The organism is Nonomuraea sp. NPDC049378 (genome assembly GCF_055586745.1).
The window spans coordinates 23,327-36,405 of record NZ_JBVJHP010000027.1; the positions used below are offsets into that span (position 1 = coordinate 23,327).

A 13,079-nucleotide genomic window follows, 5' to 3' on the forward strand; every position below is an offset into this window, starting at 1 on the left:
GCCATGAACCGACCGAACATCCTGCTCATCTGCACCGACCAGCAGCGCTTCGACGCGATGGGCGCCTACGGCAACGACGAGATCGACACGCCCAACCTCGACCGGCTGGCGGAGCAGGGCGTGCTGTTCGACAACTGCTACGTGCAGTCGCCGGTCTGCGGCCCGTCCCGCGCCAGCCTGATGTCGGGCCGGTACGTCCACGCGCACGGCGCCTGGGCGAACGGCGTCGGGCTGCCCGCGCACGAGCGCCTGTTCTCGCGCGCCCTGGCCGACCACGGCTACGACTGCGGCCTGGCCGGGAAGTTCCACATCGGCGGCGCGTGCTTCGGCGGCCGTCTCGAACCGCGGCTGGACGACGGCTTCCGCGTGTTCCGGTGGGCGCACGACCCCTATCCCGGATCGTCCGAGAACGCCTACCACCGGTGGCTGCGGGCCGTACGGCCGGACCTGTACGAGACCGCCGCCCGGGCCGGATCAGGGACCGGCTTCGACACGCTCCCGACGGAGTTCCACTACAGCCGGTGGATCGGCGACGAGACCGTCGACTACCTGCGGCGCTCGCGCGACGCGGACAAGCCGTTCTTCTTCGTGGCCAACTTCTTCGACCCGCACCACGCGTTCGGCGCGCCGCAGGAGTACGTCGACCGTTACCGCGGCAAGACCCTGCGCGGCCCGGTCACCCGTGACGGCGAGCTGGCCGGCAAGCCGCCCGTGCTGACCGAGGCCTCGCACCGCTCCTACGCCGGCCACGCCCGCGGCTACACCGAATACACCGAGTCCGAGCTGCACGACGTCAGGGTCAGCTATTACGCGATGGTGAGCCTCGTCGACGACGAGGTCGGCAGGATCCTCGCCGCGCTCGAGGAGGAGGGCCTGGCCGAGGACACGCTGGTCGTCTTCACCAGCGACCACGGCGAGATGCTCGGAGACCACCAGCTCATGTTGAAGGGCCCGATGATGTACGAGTGCGCCGTCCGGGTCCCGCTCGTCATGCGCTGGCCGGCCGGGTTGCCCGCCGGTGCGCGCCGGGCCGAGCTGGTCCAGTGGATCGACCTGGCCACGACCTTCCTCGCGGCCGCGGGCGCGCCGCCGCTCCCCCGCGGGCAGGGGCTCAACCTCCTGCCGCTGGCCCGCGGCGAGCGGGACGCGCCGGTCAGGGACTGGGCGCTGTGCGAATACCGCAACAGCGGCCACCCGTACGACGAGCCCGTGCACACCACGATGCTCAGGCACGACCGCTGGAAGCTCGTCGTCTACCACGGCGCGCCGTCCACGACCCGGGCCCGCTCCGGCGAGCTGTACGACCTGGGAGCCGACCCGGCGGAGCTGGACAACCTGTGGGACGACCCGGCCCACGCGGTGACCCGGGCCGGGCTGCAGGAGCTGCTGCTCGACGTCCTGGTCGCGACCGAGGACCGCAGCCAGCCGCGGGAGGCGCACTGGTGACGGCCGGCCTGCGGTCGGCCCTGGGGGCTCATGCGGCGCGCTTGGCGACGCGCTCGATGGCCTTGACGGCGGCGTCGGGCTGGTCGGTGTAGATGTAGTGGCCGCTCTTGGCGGCCGTGCTCAGCCTGCTCCTGCTGGAGATCGCGAGCCACCTGCGCTGGCCGGCGCTCCACGCCTTCTCCAGCCGCTTGCCGTAGGTGGGGATGGCCGCGAGGTACGGCCGGCCGTGCTTGATCACCTCGACCGGGATCGTGCCGGCGGAACGGACCTTGCCGTCGGCGATGACGAGCTTCTCGGGGTTCTGGCCGGCGAAGATGGCGAGTTGCTGGGCGCGCACCTGGGCCGCCGGGCCCTCGGCCGACTTGGGGATCACCCGGGCGATGTCGGCGCGCATGGTGGAGGGGGTGGCGTCCATGAGCACCAGGCCCTTGACCCGGTCCTTGTGACCGGGGGCGTAGCGGGCGGCGATGAGCCCGCCGAGCGAGTGGCCGGCCAGCACGACCGGGCGGTCACCGGCGACCTGGTCGAGCACGCCGGTGAGGATCTTGCCGGTGCTCGCGAAGTCCTGCGGGCCCTGCGGCTTGTCGCTGGCGCCCGCGCCGAGCCGGTCGTAGGAGCAGACCCGGTTCTTCCCGCTCAGCGTCTTCTGCAGCGCGGCCATCTTGGTCAGGTCGTCGCCGCCGCCGTGCATCAGCACGATGACGGGCCTGCCGTCGGCCGCCGCACCCGAGCAGGACACGTTCACCCTCTTGCCGGCGACCTCGATCTTCTTGGTCCCGGAGACCAGGTCGGCCTCGATCTGCCGCTCCACGGCGGCGAAGGGGTCCCAGTCCTGCGCCATCGCGCCTCCGCAGGTGACGACTCCCGCGCCGATCACGGTGGTGCACAGGGCGGCCACAACGGATGCCTTGATACCGAACATGACGTCCTCCAGGGAGAGAGCGAGTAGGGGGAGCGGCTTCGAGCGCCGCGGCTACGTCGGTAACGCTACGGATCGGGCAGGTGCCGAGGCGTCCCCGTACGGTGGACATTCGCCGGTAGCTCGCACGGGGGACAAGCCCGCGGCGGCGACGCCTGTCCCCCGTGCGAGCTACCCGGGAGTGTCCACCGGGCGGGGACGACTCCAGGGCGCCGGATCTCTAACGTTGTGCGCACAGCCGCGGCGTTCCGGTCGCGCACGCTCGTGAAGGAGTCGCCATGCGACCGTTGAAGCGGCCCGTGGCCGCCTGCGACCGCTGCCCCATCCCGATCCGGCACAGCGCCAGGGTCGAGACGAGCGCTAGGCTTCCCCGATGATCCATCTCCGGCGGATCGCGGACCTGTGGCGGCGGTGCGACGTCACGCTCCGGGATCTTCCGTTGGCGCTGCTGCTGTTCGCCGGCTCCCTCCTGCCGGAGTTCCAGGGCCACGGAACCCAGATCGGCGTCCTGCCGACCCGCGACTATGACGCGCTGGCCGTCCTGGTGGTCGCGCTGGAGTGCCTCCCGCTCACCGTGCGCCGCCGGTGGCCGGGCGTCTGCATCGTCCTGGTGTCGCTCGGCTTCTCCCTCGACCAGCTCCTCGGCGTCCACGCGATGGCGGGCACCGCCCTGCCGATCGCGCTCGTCAGCGTGGGCGCCCATCTGGAGCGCCACCGCCGCGCCACCGCGATCCTCCTGTCCGTCGCGTTCGTGCCGCTCATCGTCGCGCTCGACCAGCTGGGCTCGGGCGAGCCGCTGGCGGACATCGTGCTGCTCTACGTGGTGCTGGTCCTCGCCTGGGCCATCGGGTCCTGGCTGCGTTCCGCCCGCGCCGCCGAGGCCGAACGGCGCCGCCACGTCGCCGCGGCCACCCGCGCCGCCGAACGCACCCGCATCGCCCGCGAGCTGCACGACGTCGTGACCCACCACGTGACCGCGATGGTCGTCCAGGCCGAGGCCGCACGCTACCTGACCGCCGCACCCGAACGCCTCGACGCGACCCTGAGCGCCGTCACCGACACCGGCCGGCGCGCCATCACCGACCTGCGGCACCTGCTCGACCTGCTCAACCCCGACCACGACACCGACGGCCGGACTCCCTCCGCCGGCGACCTGCACGGCCTCATCGAGCAGACCCGCCAGGCCGGGCAGCCGGTCGAGTTCGACGAGGAGGGCGCGCCGCCGGAGTCGGCGGGCAGCGCCGAGTTCGTGGCCTACCGGGTCGTGCAGGAAGCTCTGACCAACGCTCTCAAGTACGCCCACGGCAGCCGCACCGAAGTGCGCGTACGCCATGCCCAGAAGGAGATCAGCGTGGAGATCAGCACCGACGGTTCCGGATCGCGCACCCGCTCCCCCGGCGGCAGCGGGCGGGGCCTGGCCGGGCTCCGCGACCGGGTCGACGCCCTGGGCGGCGAGTTCGACGCGGGCCCGCGCCCCGACGGCGGCTTCCTCGTACGGGCCCGCGTCCCCGCCGGGAGCCCGTCGTGACCGCGCCGGTCAGGGTCCTGGTCTGCGACGACCAGGCGCTGATCCGCACCGGGTTCTCGACCATCATCGACGCGCAGCCCGACCTCGAGGTGGTGGGCGAGTGCGGGGACGGCCGCGCCGCGGTCGAGCTCACCCGCCAGGTGAACCCCGACATCGTCGTGATGGACGTGCGCATGCCGGTGCTCGACGGCATCGAGGCGACCCGCCAGCTGGCCGGCGCCGGGGTCTCGCAGCCCGTCAAGGTGCTCGTGGTGACGACGTTCAACCTCGACGAGTACGTCTACGAGGCGCTGCGCGCCGGGGCCAGCGGGTTCCTGCTCAAGGACGCCCCGCCCCAGCAGTTGCTGCACGGCATCCGCACCGTAGCCTCGGGAGCCGCGCTGCTGGCCCCCGAGGTCACCAGGCAACTCGTCGGCAGGTACGCGGCGCGGATCCGCCCCGCCGAGAGCACGCCGGACGAACCCGCGCTGACCCCGCGCGAGCTGGAAGTCCTGCGCCTCATCGCCGACGGCCTGTCCAACAGCGAGATCGCCGCGTCGTTGGTGATCAGCCAGGAGACCGTCAAGACGTACGTGTCGCGCATCCTCACCAAGCTCGACCTGCGCGACCGCGTCCAGGCGGTGGTCTACGCCTACCGCAGGGGGCTCGTGACCTGAGTTCACCCGGCGTCGAGCACGGTCATGACGTCGAGGTGGAGCCCGCCGACCGAGACGAGCGCCGGATGGCCGGAGGGGGCCGCACCAGCCGGGCCGGTCAGGCGCCCGAGGGCAGCCAGGTGCGGATCTGGTCCATCAGCGGGACGGGCGCGTCGTACTGCATCAGGTGGCCGGCGCCGTCGATCAGCGCCAGGTCGGCGCCGGGGATCAGGGCCTGCAGCCGGTGGCCGATGTCGCTGGAGAGCCAGGTGTCCTGGGCGCCCCACAGGATGCGTACGGGGATGCCGATGCGGCCAAGCTCGCGCTCGTTCTCTTCGAGGAAACGTTCGTCGTAGCCGGCGATCTGCCGGTAGAAGGCCGGCTGGCCGTCGTCCCCCGTCCAGGGCTGCACCAGCTCGTCGAGGTCGGCGTCGCGCAGGCCGCGGTGGCTGGCGCCCTGGATGTAGGCGCGCAGGATCGCCTCGTGGATGTAGGCCGGCAGCCGGCCGAGCAGGTCGGGGTGCTCTCCGACGTACGTGAAGAACGGCGAACCGGAGGGCGGGATGGCGACGACGTCGACGAGCATGAGCGAACTGTAGGGAACGCCGCCGTGCAGATGGGCCCGGAGCGAGACGGCTCCGCCGAAGTCGTGCGCGATCACGTGTGGCCGGTCGAGGCCCCAGTGCCCGAGCAGGGCCGCGAAGGCCTCGGCCTGCACGCCGAAGTCGACCGGATGCCCGGCTTGTTTCGACGACCGGCCGTAGCCCGGCATGTCCCACAGGTGAACGGTGAAGTCACGGCTCAACGCCTCGGCGAAGGGCCGCCACACCCGCGACGAGAACGGGGTGCCGTGACAGAACACCACGTCGGGGCCGGATCCCGCCCGCCCCCAGGCGATCTGCCGTCCCTGCCAGTCGAAACGCTCAGTCAGCTTCATGCCCACCCACCCTAGTAATCGCCTCGGCCTCGCGGCCAACCGGCGTCCTGGTCACGAATGCTCTGACCAGCCGGCCAGCGGCACGGCCGGGCGTCCGTCCCCCCGATCTCACCCTCAGAGCCCTTGAACCATCACGGGAAGGATCATTAGCCTCGATCCGGCCGGTTCGACTCTCGCAGGATGGCCGTCTGGGGCGCCCAGCGCTGGTTTCCACGCATTGGAGGCACGGTGAAGATCCCCGCGATCGACCACATCTCGGCCGGATACGACCCCGACCCCGCACTGTCGATGTCGTTGCACGCCGACGCCTACACCGATCCGCAGTGGTTCGACGTCGACCAGCGCGCGATCTTCGCTCGTACGTGGCAGTGGTTGTGCCACGTCGAGAAGCTCCGGGAGCCCGGCAGCTATGTGACGGGCACGGTGGCCGGCCTGCCCGTCGTCGCCGTCCGGGACGAGGCCGGCACGCTGCGGGCCTTCTACAACGTGTGCAAGCACCGGGCGCACGAACTGCTGTCCGGCGCCGGAGTCCGGCGCAGCATCGTGTGCCCCTACCACGCCTGGACCTTCGAGCTCAGCGGCCGGTTGCGGCGCGCGCGCAACACCGGCGGCATGCCGGGCTTCGACACCTCCACGGTGCGCCTGGACCAGATCCAGGTCACCGCGTTCGGCGGCATGGTCTATGTCAACCTCGACCCCGAGGCGGCCCCTCTGCTGGAGCGGGCGGCGGGCCTCCATGCGGAGATCGAGGCGAGGGCGCCGGACGTGGCCGGCCTGACCCTGGCCCGCCGGCTCACCTACGACATCGCCTCCAACTGGAAGAACGTCGTCGACAACTTCCTGGAGTGCTACCACTGCCACGTCGCCCACAAGGACTTCGTGTCCCTGGTCGACATGAGCACGTACAAGGTCACCACCCACGGGATCTACTCCAGCCACATGGCGAAGGCCGGCACATCGGAGAACTCCGCCTACGACGTGTCGGGCGCGACGGTCACCGAGCACGCGGTCTGGTGGTTGTGGCCCAACACCTGCCTGCTGCGCTATCCCGGCCGGGGAAACTTCATGGTGTTGCAGATCATCCCTGACGGTCCGGACCGGACCCGCGAGGTCTGGGACTTCTACCTGGAAAGCGCGGAGCCTGACGAAGCCGAACTGGACAGCATCCGCTACATCGACGAGGTCCTTCAGGTGGAGGACATCGCCCTGGTGGAGAGCGTGCAGCGCGGCATGCGCACCCCGGCCTTCACCCAAGGGAAGATCGTTTACGACCCCGGCGAGTCCGGGTTGTCAGAGCACGCCGTTCACCACTTCCACGGCCTCGTTCTCGACGCCTACCGGCACGAGCTCGAACGTTCCTGACCCTCCGGTTCTCGCAGCAGCTAGCTCGGCGGGGGCGGCACCGGCGTGGCGGCGAGCGCCTGGGCGACGGCGTACAGGTTGGACGCCATGGCGCGGGCGGTCTTGTGCGACCACTCGCGGCCCTGCTCGGAGTCCATGTAGTCGGGCCCGGGACCAGGGCCGAGATGCCAGTAGGTCCAGGACTGGCCGGGGATCGTGTAGCCGATGTCGATCAGCGCGCCGGAGATCTCGCTGATCACGTGGTGTGCGCCGTCCTCGTTCCCGGTGACCACCACCCCGGCCACCCGGTTGTAGGCCACCGGGCGCCCGTCGTCGCCGGTCTCCGACAACATGGCGTCCATCCGCTCGATCACCCGCTGCGCCACCGACGACGGGTGCCCCACCCAGGTGGGGGTGGCGACGACGAGGATCTCGGAGCCGAGCAGGCTACGGTGGATCCGCGGCCACCCGTCGCCTTCCCCCATGTCGCTCTGCACCCCCGGCAGGATGTTCTCGTCAACCGCCCGGTACGTCTCGATCTCGACCCCGCGCTCCCGCAGCTCGCCGGCGACGACGTCGGCCAGCGCGCCCGTGTTCGACGGTTCCGGAGCGGGCTTCAGGGTGCAGTTGATGAGAACGGCTCGCATGCGGCGACCTCCGCGGGCTGCTCGGCTCGGACCGGTGCCCATACCCGCGATCAGGGAAGTAAACGGTCATCGCGGCGCTCGTGCCCCGCGCGAGTGGGTCAGGGGCCGTAGTCCTCCAGGTCGATGGCGTTCGCGGCCTGGCTCGCCGCCTTGGTGATGAGGCCCTTCCACGGCATGTACGGCAGCAGCCGGTAGTTGAGGTTCCGCATCCGGATCCAGGTGTCGGACGGCGGGACGAGCCACGTGCCCGCGCCCTCGGCCAGCTTCATGTTGGCGTCGACGTAGCCGCGCATCCGCGACACGTAAGCGGCGAAGGCGGCGTCGTGGTCGCCGCGGGCCCGCGCCAACTCGCCCGCCAGCACGTACGCCCCGACCACGGCCAGGCCGCTGCCGCCCCCGGACAGGGTGGACGCGCAGTAGCCGGCGTCGCCGAGCAGGACGACGCGCCCGCGCGAGTAGGAGGGCAGCCGGATCTGGGTGGTGGAGTCGAAGTAGAAGTCGGGGGCGTTCCGCATCTCCTTCAGCAGCCGGGACGTCTCCCACGCGTCCCCGGCGAACGCCTGCTCCAGGATCTTCTTCTGCTGCTCGTCGTCGCGGTGGTCGTAGGCGAGCGGCGGCGAGGCGAAGTAGAACAGGGCGCGGGCCTCGGTGTTGTCCCGGGCGCTGTACATGCCCGCGAGCCTGCCGGGCACGTTGTGGAAGTGCCCGGTGTACTCGAGGCCGAGGAAGTTCGGCACGGTGAAGATCGACAGGTGGTAGCCGAGGTAGCGGCTGAACCGCGACTCGTCGCCGAAGGCCAGGGAGCGCACGTTGGAGTGCAGCCCGTCGGCTCCGACGACGAGGTCGAAGGTGCGGGCCGCGCCCGAGGCGAAGGTCACCTGGACGCCGTGGTCGCCGGTGTCCAGCGCGGCGATCGAGTCGCCGAAGAGGTACTCCGTGTCGTCGCGCGTGGCGTCGTACAGGATGCGCACGAGGTCGCCGCGGAGGATCTCCACCTCGCCGCTCATGATCTCGGCCGGCAGGGTCGCTCGGTGCCGGCCCCTGCCGTCGACGTAGCTGACCGCGCCCATCGCGGTGCGCGCCCGGTGGATGGCGTCGTAGAGGCCCATGCGCCGGGTCACTTCCAGGGCGGCGCCGCGGAAGTCGACCGCCTGGCCTCCGTCCCGGGGCTTGGGAGCCCGTTCCACCACGGTGGGGGTGAATCCGAAGCGCCGTAGCCAGAAGGCCAGCGCTGGTCCGGCGATGCCGCCGCCGGAGATGAGGATGGTCTGGTTGCGCATCTGTCGTCTCGCTTTCTGTCGGGTGGTGGTCGCTCAGCGGCGGCTGGTGGGGGAAAGACCGCCGGTCGATGCTCCGGCCGTCGCGGGTGCGGCGTGGCGCGGTGCGCGGCGCATGGAGACGGCGGCGATGACGGCTCCGGCGATCAGGGCGAACGCGCCGGCCACCCCGACGACGTTGATCGCCTGCGCGGACGCCTGCCGCGCGGCCTCCGCCAGCGCCGCGCCGGCGCCGCCGGGGAGTTCGGCGGCCGTGGCCAGCGCGGCGCCGATGGTCTCGCGGGCCGCCTCGAGTGCCGCGGCGGGGACCCCCTCCGGGGCCGTGGCGTCCATGCGCATGCTGTACGCGGCGGCACCGATGGAGCCCAGCACGGCCATGCCGAGCGCGGAGCCGAGCTCCTTGCCCGTCTCCGACAGCGCGCCTGCGGCCGCCGCCTTCTCCTGGGGCGCGGTGGCCACCATCGTGTCGGCGACCAGCGCGGTCGCCACTCCGGCCCCGGCGGCGAGCAGGCTGGCCCTCACCATGACGAGCAGCGCACCGGTCCCCGCCGTGACCTGGGTGAGGGCCACCATGCCGAGGGTCGCCACGGCGAAGCCCGCGGTCATCAGGGTGCCCGTACGCAGGCCGCGCTTGGCGAGCAGCGTGGCGCCCGTGATCGCGAGCACCATGACCACCGGCGAGGCGATCTGGACCAGGCCGGCCGCCGCCGGGTCGAGGCCCGCGCCCGCCTGCAGGTATTCCATCAGCAGGGGCGAGAAGCCCATCAGGACGAACATGACGAGCAGGTTGAGCACGATGCCGGCGCTGAAGGTGGGGTGCCGCAGCAGCCACAGGTCGATGAGGGGCCGGTGCAGGGTCAGCTGCCGGGCCACGAACGCGGAGGCGAACGCGCCGCCCGCGAGCACGGCTGCGATGGGCAGGGCGCCGATGCCCGAGCCCGTCATGGTCTTGAGCCCGTACACCACGGGGAACACGGCGCCCACCGACAGCGCGGCGCTGACGAGGTCGAACGGAGGCGCGTCGGGGTTGCGGACCTCCGGCAGCAGGAACCAGCCGAGGACGAGCAGCGCGACCATGCCGGGAACGCTGATCAGGTAGACCGACGTGGGCCGGGCCGTGACGGCCAGCAGCACGCCGCCGACCAGCGGGCCCACGGCGGAGCCGACGGTGACGCCGGCCACGGTCGCGGCGATGGCGGCCCTGCGCCGCTCCGGCACGTGGAACATGCCCCGGATGAGCCCGAGCGTGGAGGGCATCAGGGTTGCCCCCGCCACGCCGAGCGCCGCCCGGGCGGCGATGAGCAGACCCGCGGACGTGGCGAACGCCGCGACGAGCGAGACCGCGGCGAAGCCCGCGGCGCCCAGCATCAGCAGCCGGCGGCGGCCGATCCTGTCGCCCAGCCCTCCCATGGCGACCAGGAGGCCCGCCATGACGAACGTGTAGACGTCCTGGACCCACAACTTCTGCGTGGCGCTCATGTCGAGCTGCCGGGTGAGCTCGTTCACGGCTAGGAGGTTGGCTCCCAGGTCCACGCCGGCCAGCGTGCACGCGAGGAGGAGGACGGCCAGGCCGGCCCGTTCTCTGCCTGTCGCTGTCGTGTTGAGCTGTTTCATGCCTCGTCACCATATAAACGTCTAAGACAAATGTGCAAGACATTGTCTCAGACCTTCGTTTGATAGGGTCTGCGGGCATGGGGAACCGTGAAGACTTGCTCGCCGGAGCCAAGCGCTGCCTGCTCGAGAAGGGGTACGCGCGCACCACGGCTCGCGACATCGCGGCCGCGGCGGGGACGAGCCTCGCCGCCATCGGCTACCACTTCGGCTCGAAGGAACAGCTGCTCAACGCGGCGCTCTACGATGCGACCGCGGAAGGGCTGGGCGAGGAGTTCGGTCGCGCCCTGCGCGCCGCCGCCTCCAAGGAGGACACGACCGAGAGGTTCGAGGCGACCTGGAGTCACATGATCGACTCCTTTCCGCAACACCGGCAGGTGATCGTGGCCGCCCTGGAGAACCTCGGCCAGCTCGCGCACGTGCCGGAGCTGCGGGAGACGTTCGCCCAGGCCCAGGCCGACGCCATCGACGAGTTCACCCACCGCTACCGGCAGGCCGAGAACAGCGTCGACAACGCGTCGGCGCGCGCCGTCGCCACGCTCTACTACCTGCTGATGAACGGCCTGATCGTGCAGTGGATGACCGACCCGGCCGGCGTTCCCTCCGGCAAGGACCTCGCCCTCGCGGTGCGGACCATCGCGGCCGGCAAGGAGTCCACTCCCGACTGAAGGCCTAAGACGATCGTACTAGACGTCCATGTGAGACGTATGTACCATCGCCGAGCATGAGAGGCCCGTGATCACCGGCCGGCCGGAGTCCGATCACCACCGGAAAGGAATCTCCAGAAGATGCCACAGCCGACCTTCGTGTTCATCCACGGCAACTACGCATCGGCGCATTACTGGGCCTGGACGACGCAGGAGCTGGCGCTGCGCGGGCACCGCGCGCTGGCGGTCGACCTACCCGGCCACGGGACCGAAGCCCACATCCCCGGTTCCTTCTTCTCGCAGGACCTCGAGGCCTTCGCCGCCGAACCCTCGCCGACGGCCGCCATCACCGCGGACGACTACGTGACGCACGTCGAGGACATCGTCCGGCGGGCCCATGCCCACGGCCCGGTCATCCTGGCCGGCCACGCCTCCGCCGGGGTCGTCCTCAACCTGGTCGCCAACCGCGTGCCGGACCTGCTGGCCCGGCTCGTCTACCTCAGCGCGTTCTGCTGCACCGACCTGCCGAGCATGTCGGCCTACACCCCGGGCGCGATCGAGACCGAGGAGCACCGGATCTTCAGCGAGCTGGTCGACCTCCGCGACATGATCGAGCGGCTCGGCGTGATCAGGATCAACTGGGCCCGCGACGATCCCCGGCAACACGCGGCCTTCAAGGCGCTCAACGCCCACACCTCATCCGACGCCGAGGTCCGTGCCCTGCGGAACCAGCTCCAGCCCGACGAGCCCGCGAGCTTCGTCGTCACCGACGCGCGCGGGAACCCGGACACGTGGGGACGGGTGCCGCGCACCTTCATCCGCTTCGCCCGGAACCGGTTCCTTCCCCCCGAGCTGCAGGACCGGTGGATCGCCGAGGCGGACCGGCTCACCCCCGGCAACCCCTTCGACGTGCACACCGTGGACGTCCCGCACTTCGCGCCGCGCTCCCAGGAGGTCGTCGACATCCTGCACGGCCTCGCCACACGCTCTTGACAACCTCACCGGACCGGAGAGGCTGACCATGCGCGAGCGGATCGCGGCGTTGTCCCGGGCGGTCGGCCGCGACATCGTTCTCGTCCCGATCACGCATGAACAGGCCGTCGAGAGGCTGATGGCCACCGGAGCGTCCCGCGAGGACGCCGACTATGTCGTCGGCTGGTACGCCGCTCCCGACGAGGTCGCCACGACCGTCGACGACACCGTCGAGCGCGTGCTCGGCCGCCCGGCGCGCACGTTCGCCCAGTGGGTGGCCGAGCACGCGGACCGCTTCAAGGAACCGGCGCGCTGAACAGCGCACCGAGCCGGCGCCCCGAGCATCCTTGGACAACGCGATGCTCGAGGCGCCGGCTCCGTCACTCGGTGGGCCGCCCGCCCTCCGGCGGCGCCCATCTCATGGTGAACAGCTCGTATCCAGGGGCCTGGCCTGTCAGCGGCCCCGCCGGTGCGGCCCGCAGGCCGTCGAGCGCGATGGCGACGATGCGCTCGCGCGCGTTCAGCGCGGCGTCGTACAGCTCCGTCCGGCCCTGGCGCTGCAGCTGCTCCTGAAGGGGGGACTTCGAGAGCTGTTCGATGAGCAGTTCGAGGTCGACCGCGGTCACCCCGGCGCGGAGCACCCCGGCCCTGCGCGCGCGTTCGACGAGCTCGGCCACCGCGCGATCGCCCCGCTCCGCCAGCTCGGTCATCTCGTCGGAGACGTCGAAGGTGCCGGCGACCGGCGCCAGCGATCCCGGGCCCGACCGGATGGACGCCATCGCGTAGTGGATCAGGCCCTCCCACGGGTCGCCCATGGCCAGGCCCTCGTTCGCCGCGTCGAGGTATTCCCGCAGGGCGATCAGGCACAACCGCTGGAACAGCTCCTGTTTCGTACGGTAGCGCCGGTAGAGCGAGCCCACTCCGACGCCCGCCCGAGCCGCGATCGCCGCCACCGACGCGTGGGCGCCGTCCACCGCCAGGACCTCGCGGGCCGCTTTCAGCAGCGCCCGGTCGTTTCTGGCGACCTCCTCGCTGCGCCATGAACGCGTACGTGTCATGGCGGCAGTCTACCCATTTGCGGAGTGATTCGCTCCGCGTCTATGGTTCAGTGCGGAGCGA

General features: G+C 71.2%; 13 protein-coding genes. 7 read left to right on the forward strand and 6 right to left on the reverse strand.

Annotated features, from left to right (window positions below):
• The first annotated feature begins 3 nt into the window (after positions 1-3).
• Entirely contained in the window at positions 4-1,446 is a 1,443-nt protein-coding gene (locus tag ACZ6SA_RS41755; protein ID WP_465834548.1) for a sulfatase family protein, read from the forward strand.
• Positions 1,447-1,474: 28 nt separating this feature from the next.
• Here the strand turns inward: ACZ6SA_RS41755 and ACZ6SA_RS41760 are convergent, their stop codons facing one another.
• Positions 1,475-2,368, reverse strand: a complete 894-nt coding sequence (locus ACZ6SA_RS41760; protein ID WP_465834550.1) for an alpha/beta fold hydrolase — start codon at positions 2,366-2,368, stop codon at positions 1,475-1,477.
• 370 nt (positions 2,369-2,738) lie between these two features.
• Here ACZ6SA_RS41760 and ACZ6SA_RS41765 point away from each other — a divergent pair, with 370 nt between their 5' ends.
• Both ACZ6SA_RS41765 and ACZ6SA_RS41770 read left to right on the forward strand, forming a co-directional pair.
• Positions 2,739-3,893 (forward strand): sensor histidine kinase, encoded by a 1,155-nt coding sequence (locus ACZ6SA_RS41765; RefSeq protein ID WP_347649337.1) that lies wholly within the window; start codon positions 2,739-2,741, stop codon positions 3,891-3,893.
• Positions 3,890-4,549, forward strand: a complete 660-nt coding sequence (locus ACZ6SA_RS41770; RefSeq protein WP_347649338.1) for a response regulator transcription factor — start codon at positions 3,890-3,892, stop codon at positions 4,547-4,549. The genes ACZ6SA_RS41765 and ACZ6SA_RS41770 overlap by 4 nt, the downstream gene beginning before the upstream one ends.
• A 97-nt stretch (positions 4,550-4,646) precedes the next feature.
• Here ACZ6SA_RS41770 and ACZ6SA_RS41775 read toward each other — a convergent pair whose 3' ends face one another.
• Entirely contained in the window at positions 4,647-5,465 is an 819-nt protein-coding gene (locus ACZ6SA_RS41775) for an alpha/beta fold hydrolase (RefSeq protein ID WP_465834553.1), read from the reverse strand.
• 228 nt (positions 5,466-5,693) lie between these two features.
• On the opposite strand from ACZ6SA_RS41775, the gene ACZ6SA_RS41780 reads away from it, so the two are divergent.
• Complete coding sequence (locus ACZ6SA_RS41780; protein WP_465834555.1) at positions 5,694-6,827, forward strand: aromatic ring-hydroxylating oxygenase subunit alpha; 1,134 nt, start codon at positions 5,694-5,696, stop codon at positions 6,825-6,827.
• 20 nt (positions 6,828-6,847) lie between these two features.
• On the opposite strand, the gene ACZ6SA_RS41785 is transcribed toward ACZ6SA_RS41780, so the two are convergent.
• From ACZ6SA_RS41785 to ACZ6SA_RS41795, 3 genes are all read right to left on the reverse strand, one after another.
• Positions 6,848-7,453: a flavodoxin family protein gene (locus ACZ6SA_RS41785; RefSeq protein ID WP_465834557.1), complete on the reverse strand. Its 606-nt coding sequence runs from the start codon at positions 7,451-7,453 to the stop codon at positions 6,848-6,850.
• 98 nt (positions 7,454-7,551) lie between these two features.
• Positions 7,552-8,733 (reverse strand): FAD-dependent monooxygenase, encoded by a 1,182-nt coding sequence (locus ACZ6SA_RS41790; protein WP_465834559.1) that lies wholly within the window; start codon positions 8,731-8,733, stop codon positions 7,552-7,554.
• A 33-nt stretch (positions 8,734-8,766) separates the two neighbouring features.
• Complete coding sequence (locus tag ACZ6SA_RS41795) at positions 8,767-10,344, reverse strand: MFS transporter (RefSeq protein WP_465834561.1); 1,578 nt, start codon at positions 10,342-10,344, stop codon at positions 8,767-8,769.
• A gap of 77 nt (positions 10,345-10,421) precedes the next feature.
• Between ACZ6SA_RS41795 and ACZ6SA_RS41800 the strand changes: the two genes are divergently transcribed.
• The 3 genes from ACZ6SA_RS41800 (at position 10,422) to ACZ6SA_RS41810 (ending at position 12,276) form a co-directional block, all read left to right on the forward strand.
• Complete coding sequence (locus ACZ6SA_RS41800) at positions 10,422-11,009, forward strand: TetR/AcrR family transcriptional regulator (RefSeq protein WP_465834563.1); 588 nt, start codon at positions 10,422-10,424, stop codon at positions 11,007-11,009.
• Positions 11,010-11,129: 120 nt separating this feature from the next.
• Entirely contained in the window at positions 11,130-11,981 is an 852-nt protein-coding gene (locus ACZ6SA_RS41805; RefSeq protein WP_465834565.1) for an alpha/beta hydrolase, read from the forward strand.
• A 28-nt stretch (positions 11,982-12,009) separates the two neighbouring features.
• Positions 12,010-12,276 carry a hypothetical protein gene (locus tag ACZ6SA_RS41810; RefSeq protein ID WP_465834567.1) on the forward strand — a complete coding sequence of 89 codons (267 nt, stop codon included), beginning with the start codon at positions 12,010-12,012 and terminating at the stop codon, positions 12,274-12,276.
• A 64-nt stretch (positions 12,277-12,340) separates the two neighbouring features.
• Here ACZ6SA_RS41810 and ACZ6SA_RS41815 read toward each other — a convergent pair whose 3' ends face one another.
• Positions 12,341-13,018 carry a TetR/AcrR family transcriptional regulator gene (locus tag ACZ6SA_RS41815; RefSeq protein WP_465834569.1) on the reverse strand — a complete coding sequence of 226 codons (678 nt, stop codon included), beginning with the start codon at positions 13,016-13,018 and terminating at the stop codon, positions 12,341-12,343.
• Positions 13,019-13,079: the final 61 nt, after the last annotated feature.

Excerpts from the sequence above, each read along its gene's own strand:
- ACZ6SA_RS41755 (WP_465834548.1), top strand. The coding sequence starts at position 4 with ATGAACCGACCGAACATCCTGCTCATCTGCACCGACCAGCAGCGCTTC.
- ACZ6SA_RS41760 (WP_465834550.1), bottom strand. The coding sequence starts at position 2,368 with ATGTTCGGTATCAAGGCATCCGTTGTGGCCGCCCTGTGCACCACCGTG.
- ACZ6SA_RS41765 (WP_347649337.1), top strand. The coding sequence starts at position 2,739 with ATGATCCATCTCCGGCGGATCGCGGACCTGTGGCGGCGGTGCGACGTC.
- ACZ6SA_RS41775 (WP_465834553.1), bottom strand. The coding sequence starts at position 5,465 with ATGAAGCTGACTGAGCGTTTCGACTGGCAGGGACGGCAGATCGCCTGG.
- ACZ6SA_RS41785 (WP_465834557.1), bottom strand. The coding sequence starts at position 7,453 with ATGCGAGCCGTTCTCATCAACTGCACCCTGAAGCCCGCTCCGGAACCG.
- ACZ6SA_RS41790 (WP_465834559.1), bottom strand. The coding sequence starts at position 8,733 with ATGCGCAACCAGACCATCCTCATCTCCGGCGGCGGCATCGCCGGACCA.
- ACZ6SA_RS41795 (WP_465834561.1), bottom strand. The coding sequence starts at position 10,344 with ATGAAACAGCTCAACACGACAGCGACAGGCAGAGAACGGGCCGGCCTG.
- ACZ6SA_RS41800 (WP_465834563.1), top strand. The coding sequence starts at position 10,422 with ATGGGGAACCGTGAAGACTTGCTCGCCGGAGCCAAGCGCTGCCTGCTC.
- ACZ6SA_RS41805 (WP_465834565.1), top strand. The coding sequence starts at position 11,130 with ATGCCACAGCCGACCTTCGTGTTCATCCACGGCAACTACGCATCGGCG.
- ACZ6SA_RS41810 (WP_465834567.1), top strand. The coding sequence starts at position 12,010 with ATGCGCGAGCGGATCGCGGCGTTGTCCCGGGCGGTCGGCCGCGACATC.
- ACZ6SA_RS41815 (WP_465834569.1), bottom strand. The coding sequence starts at position 13,018 with ATGACACGTACGCGTTCATGGCGCAGCGAGGAGGTCGCCAGAAACGAC.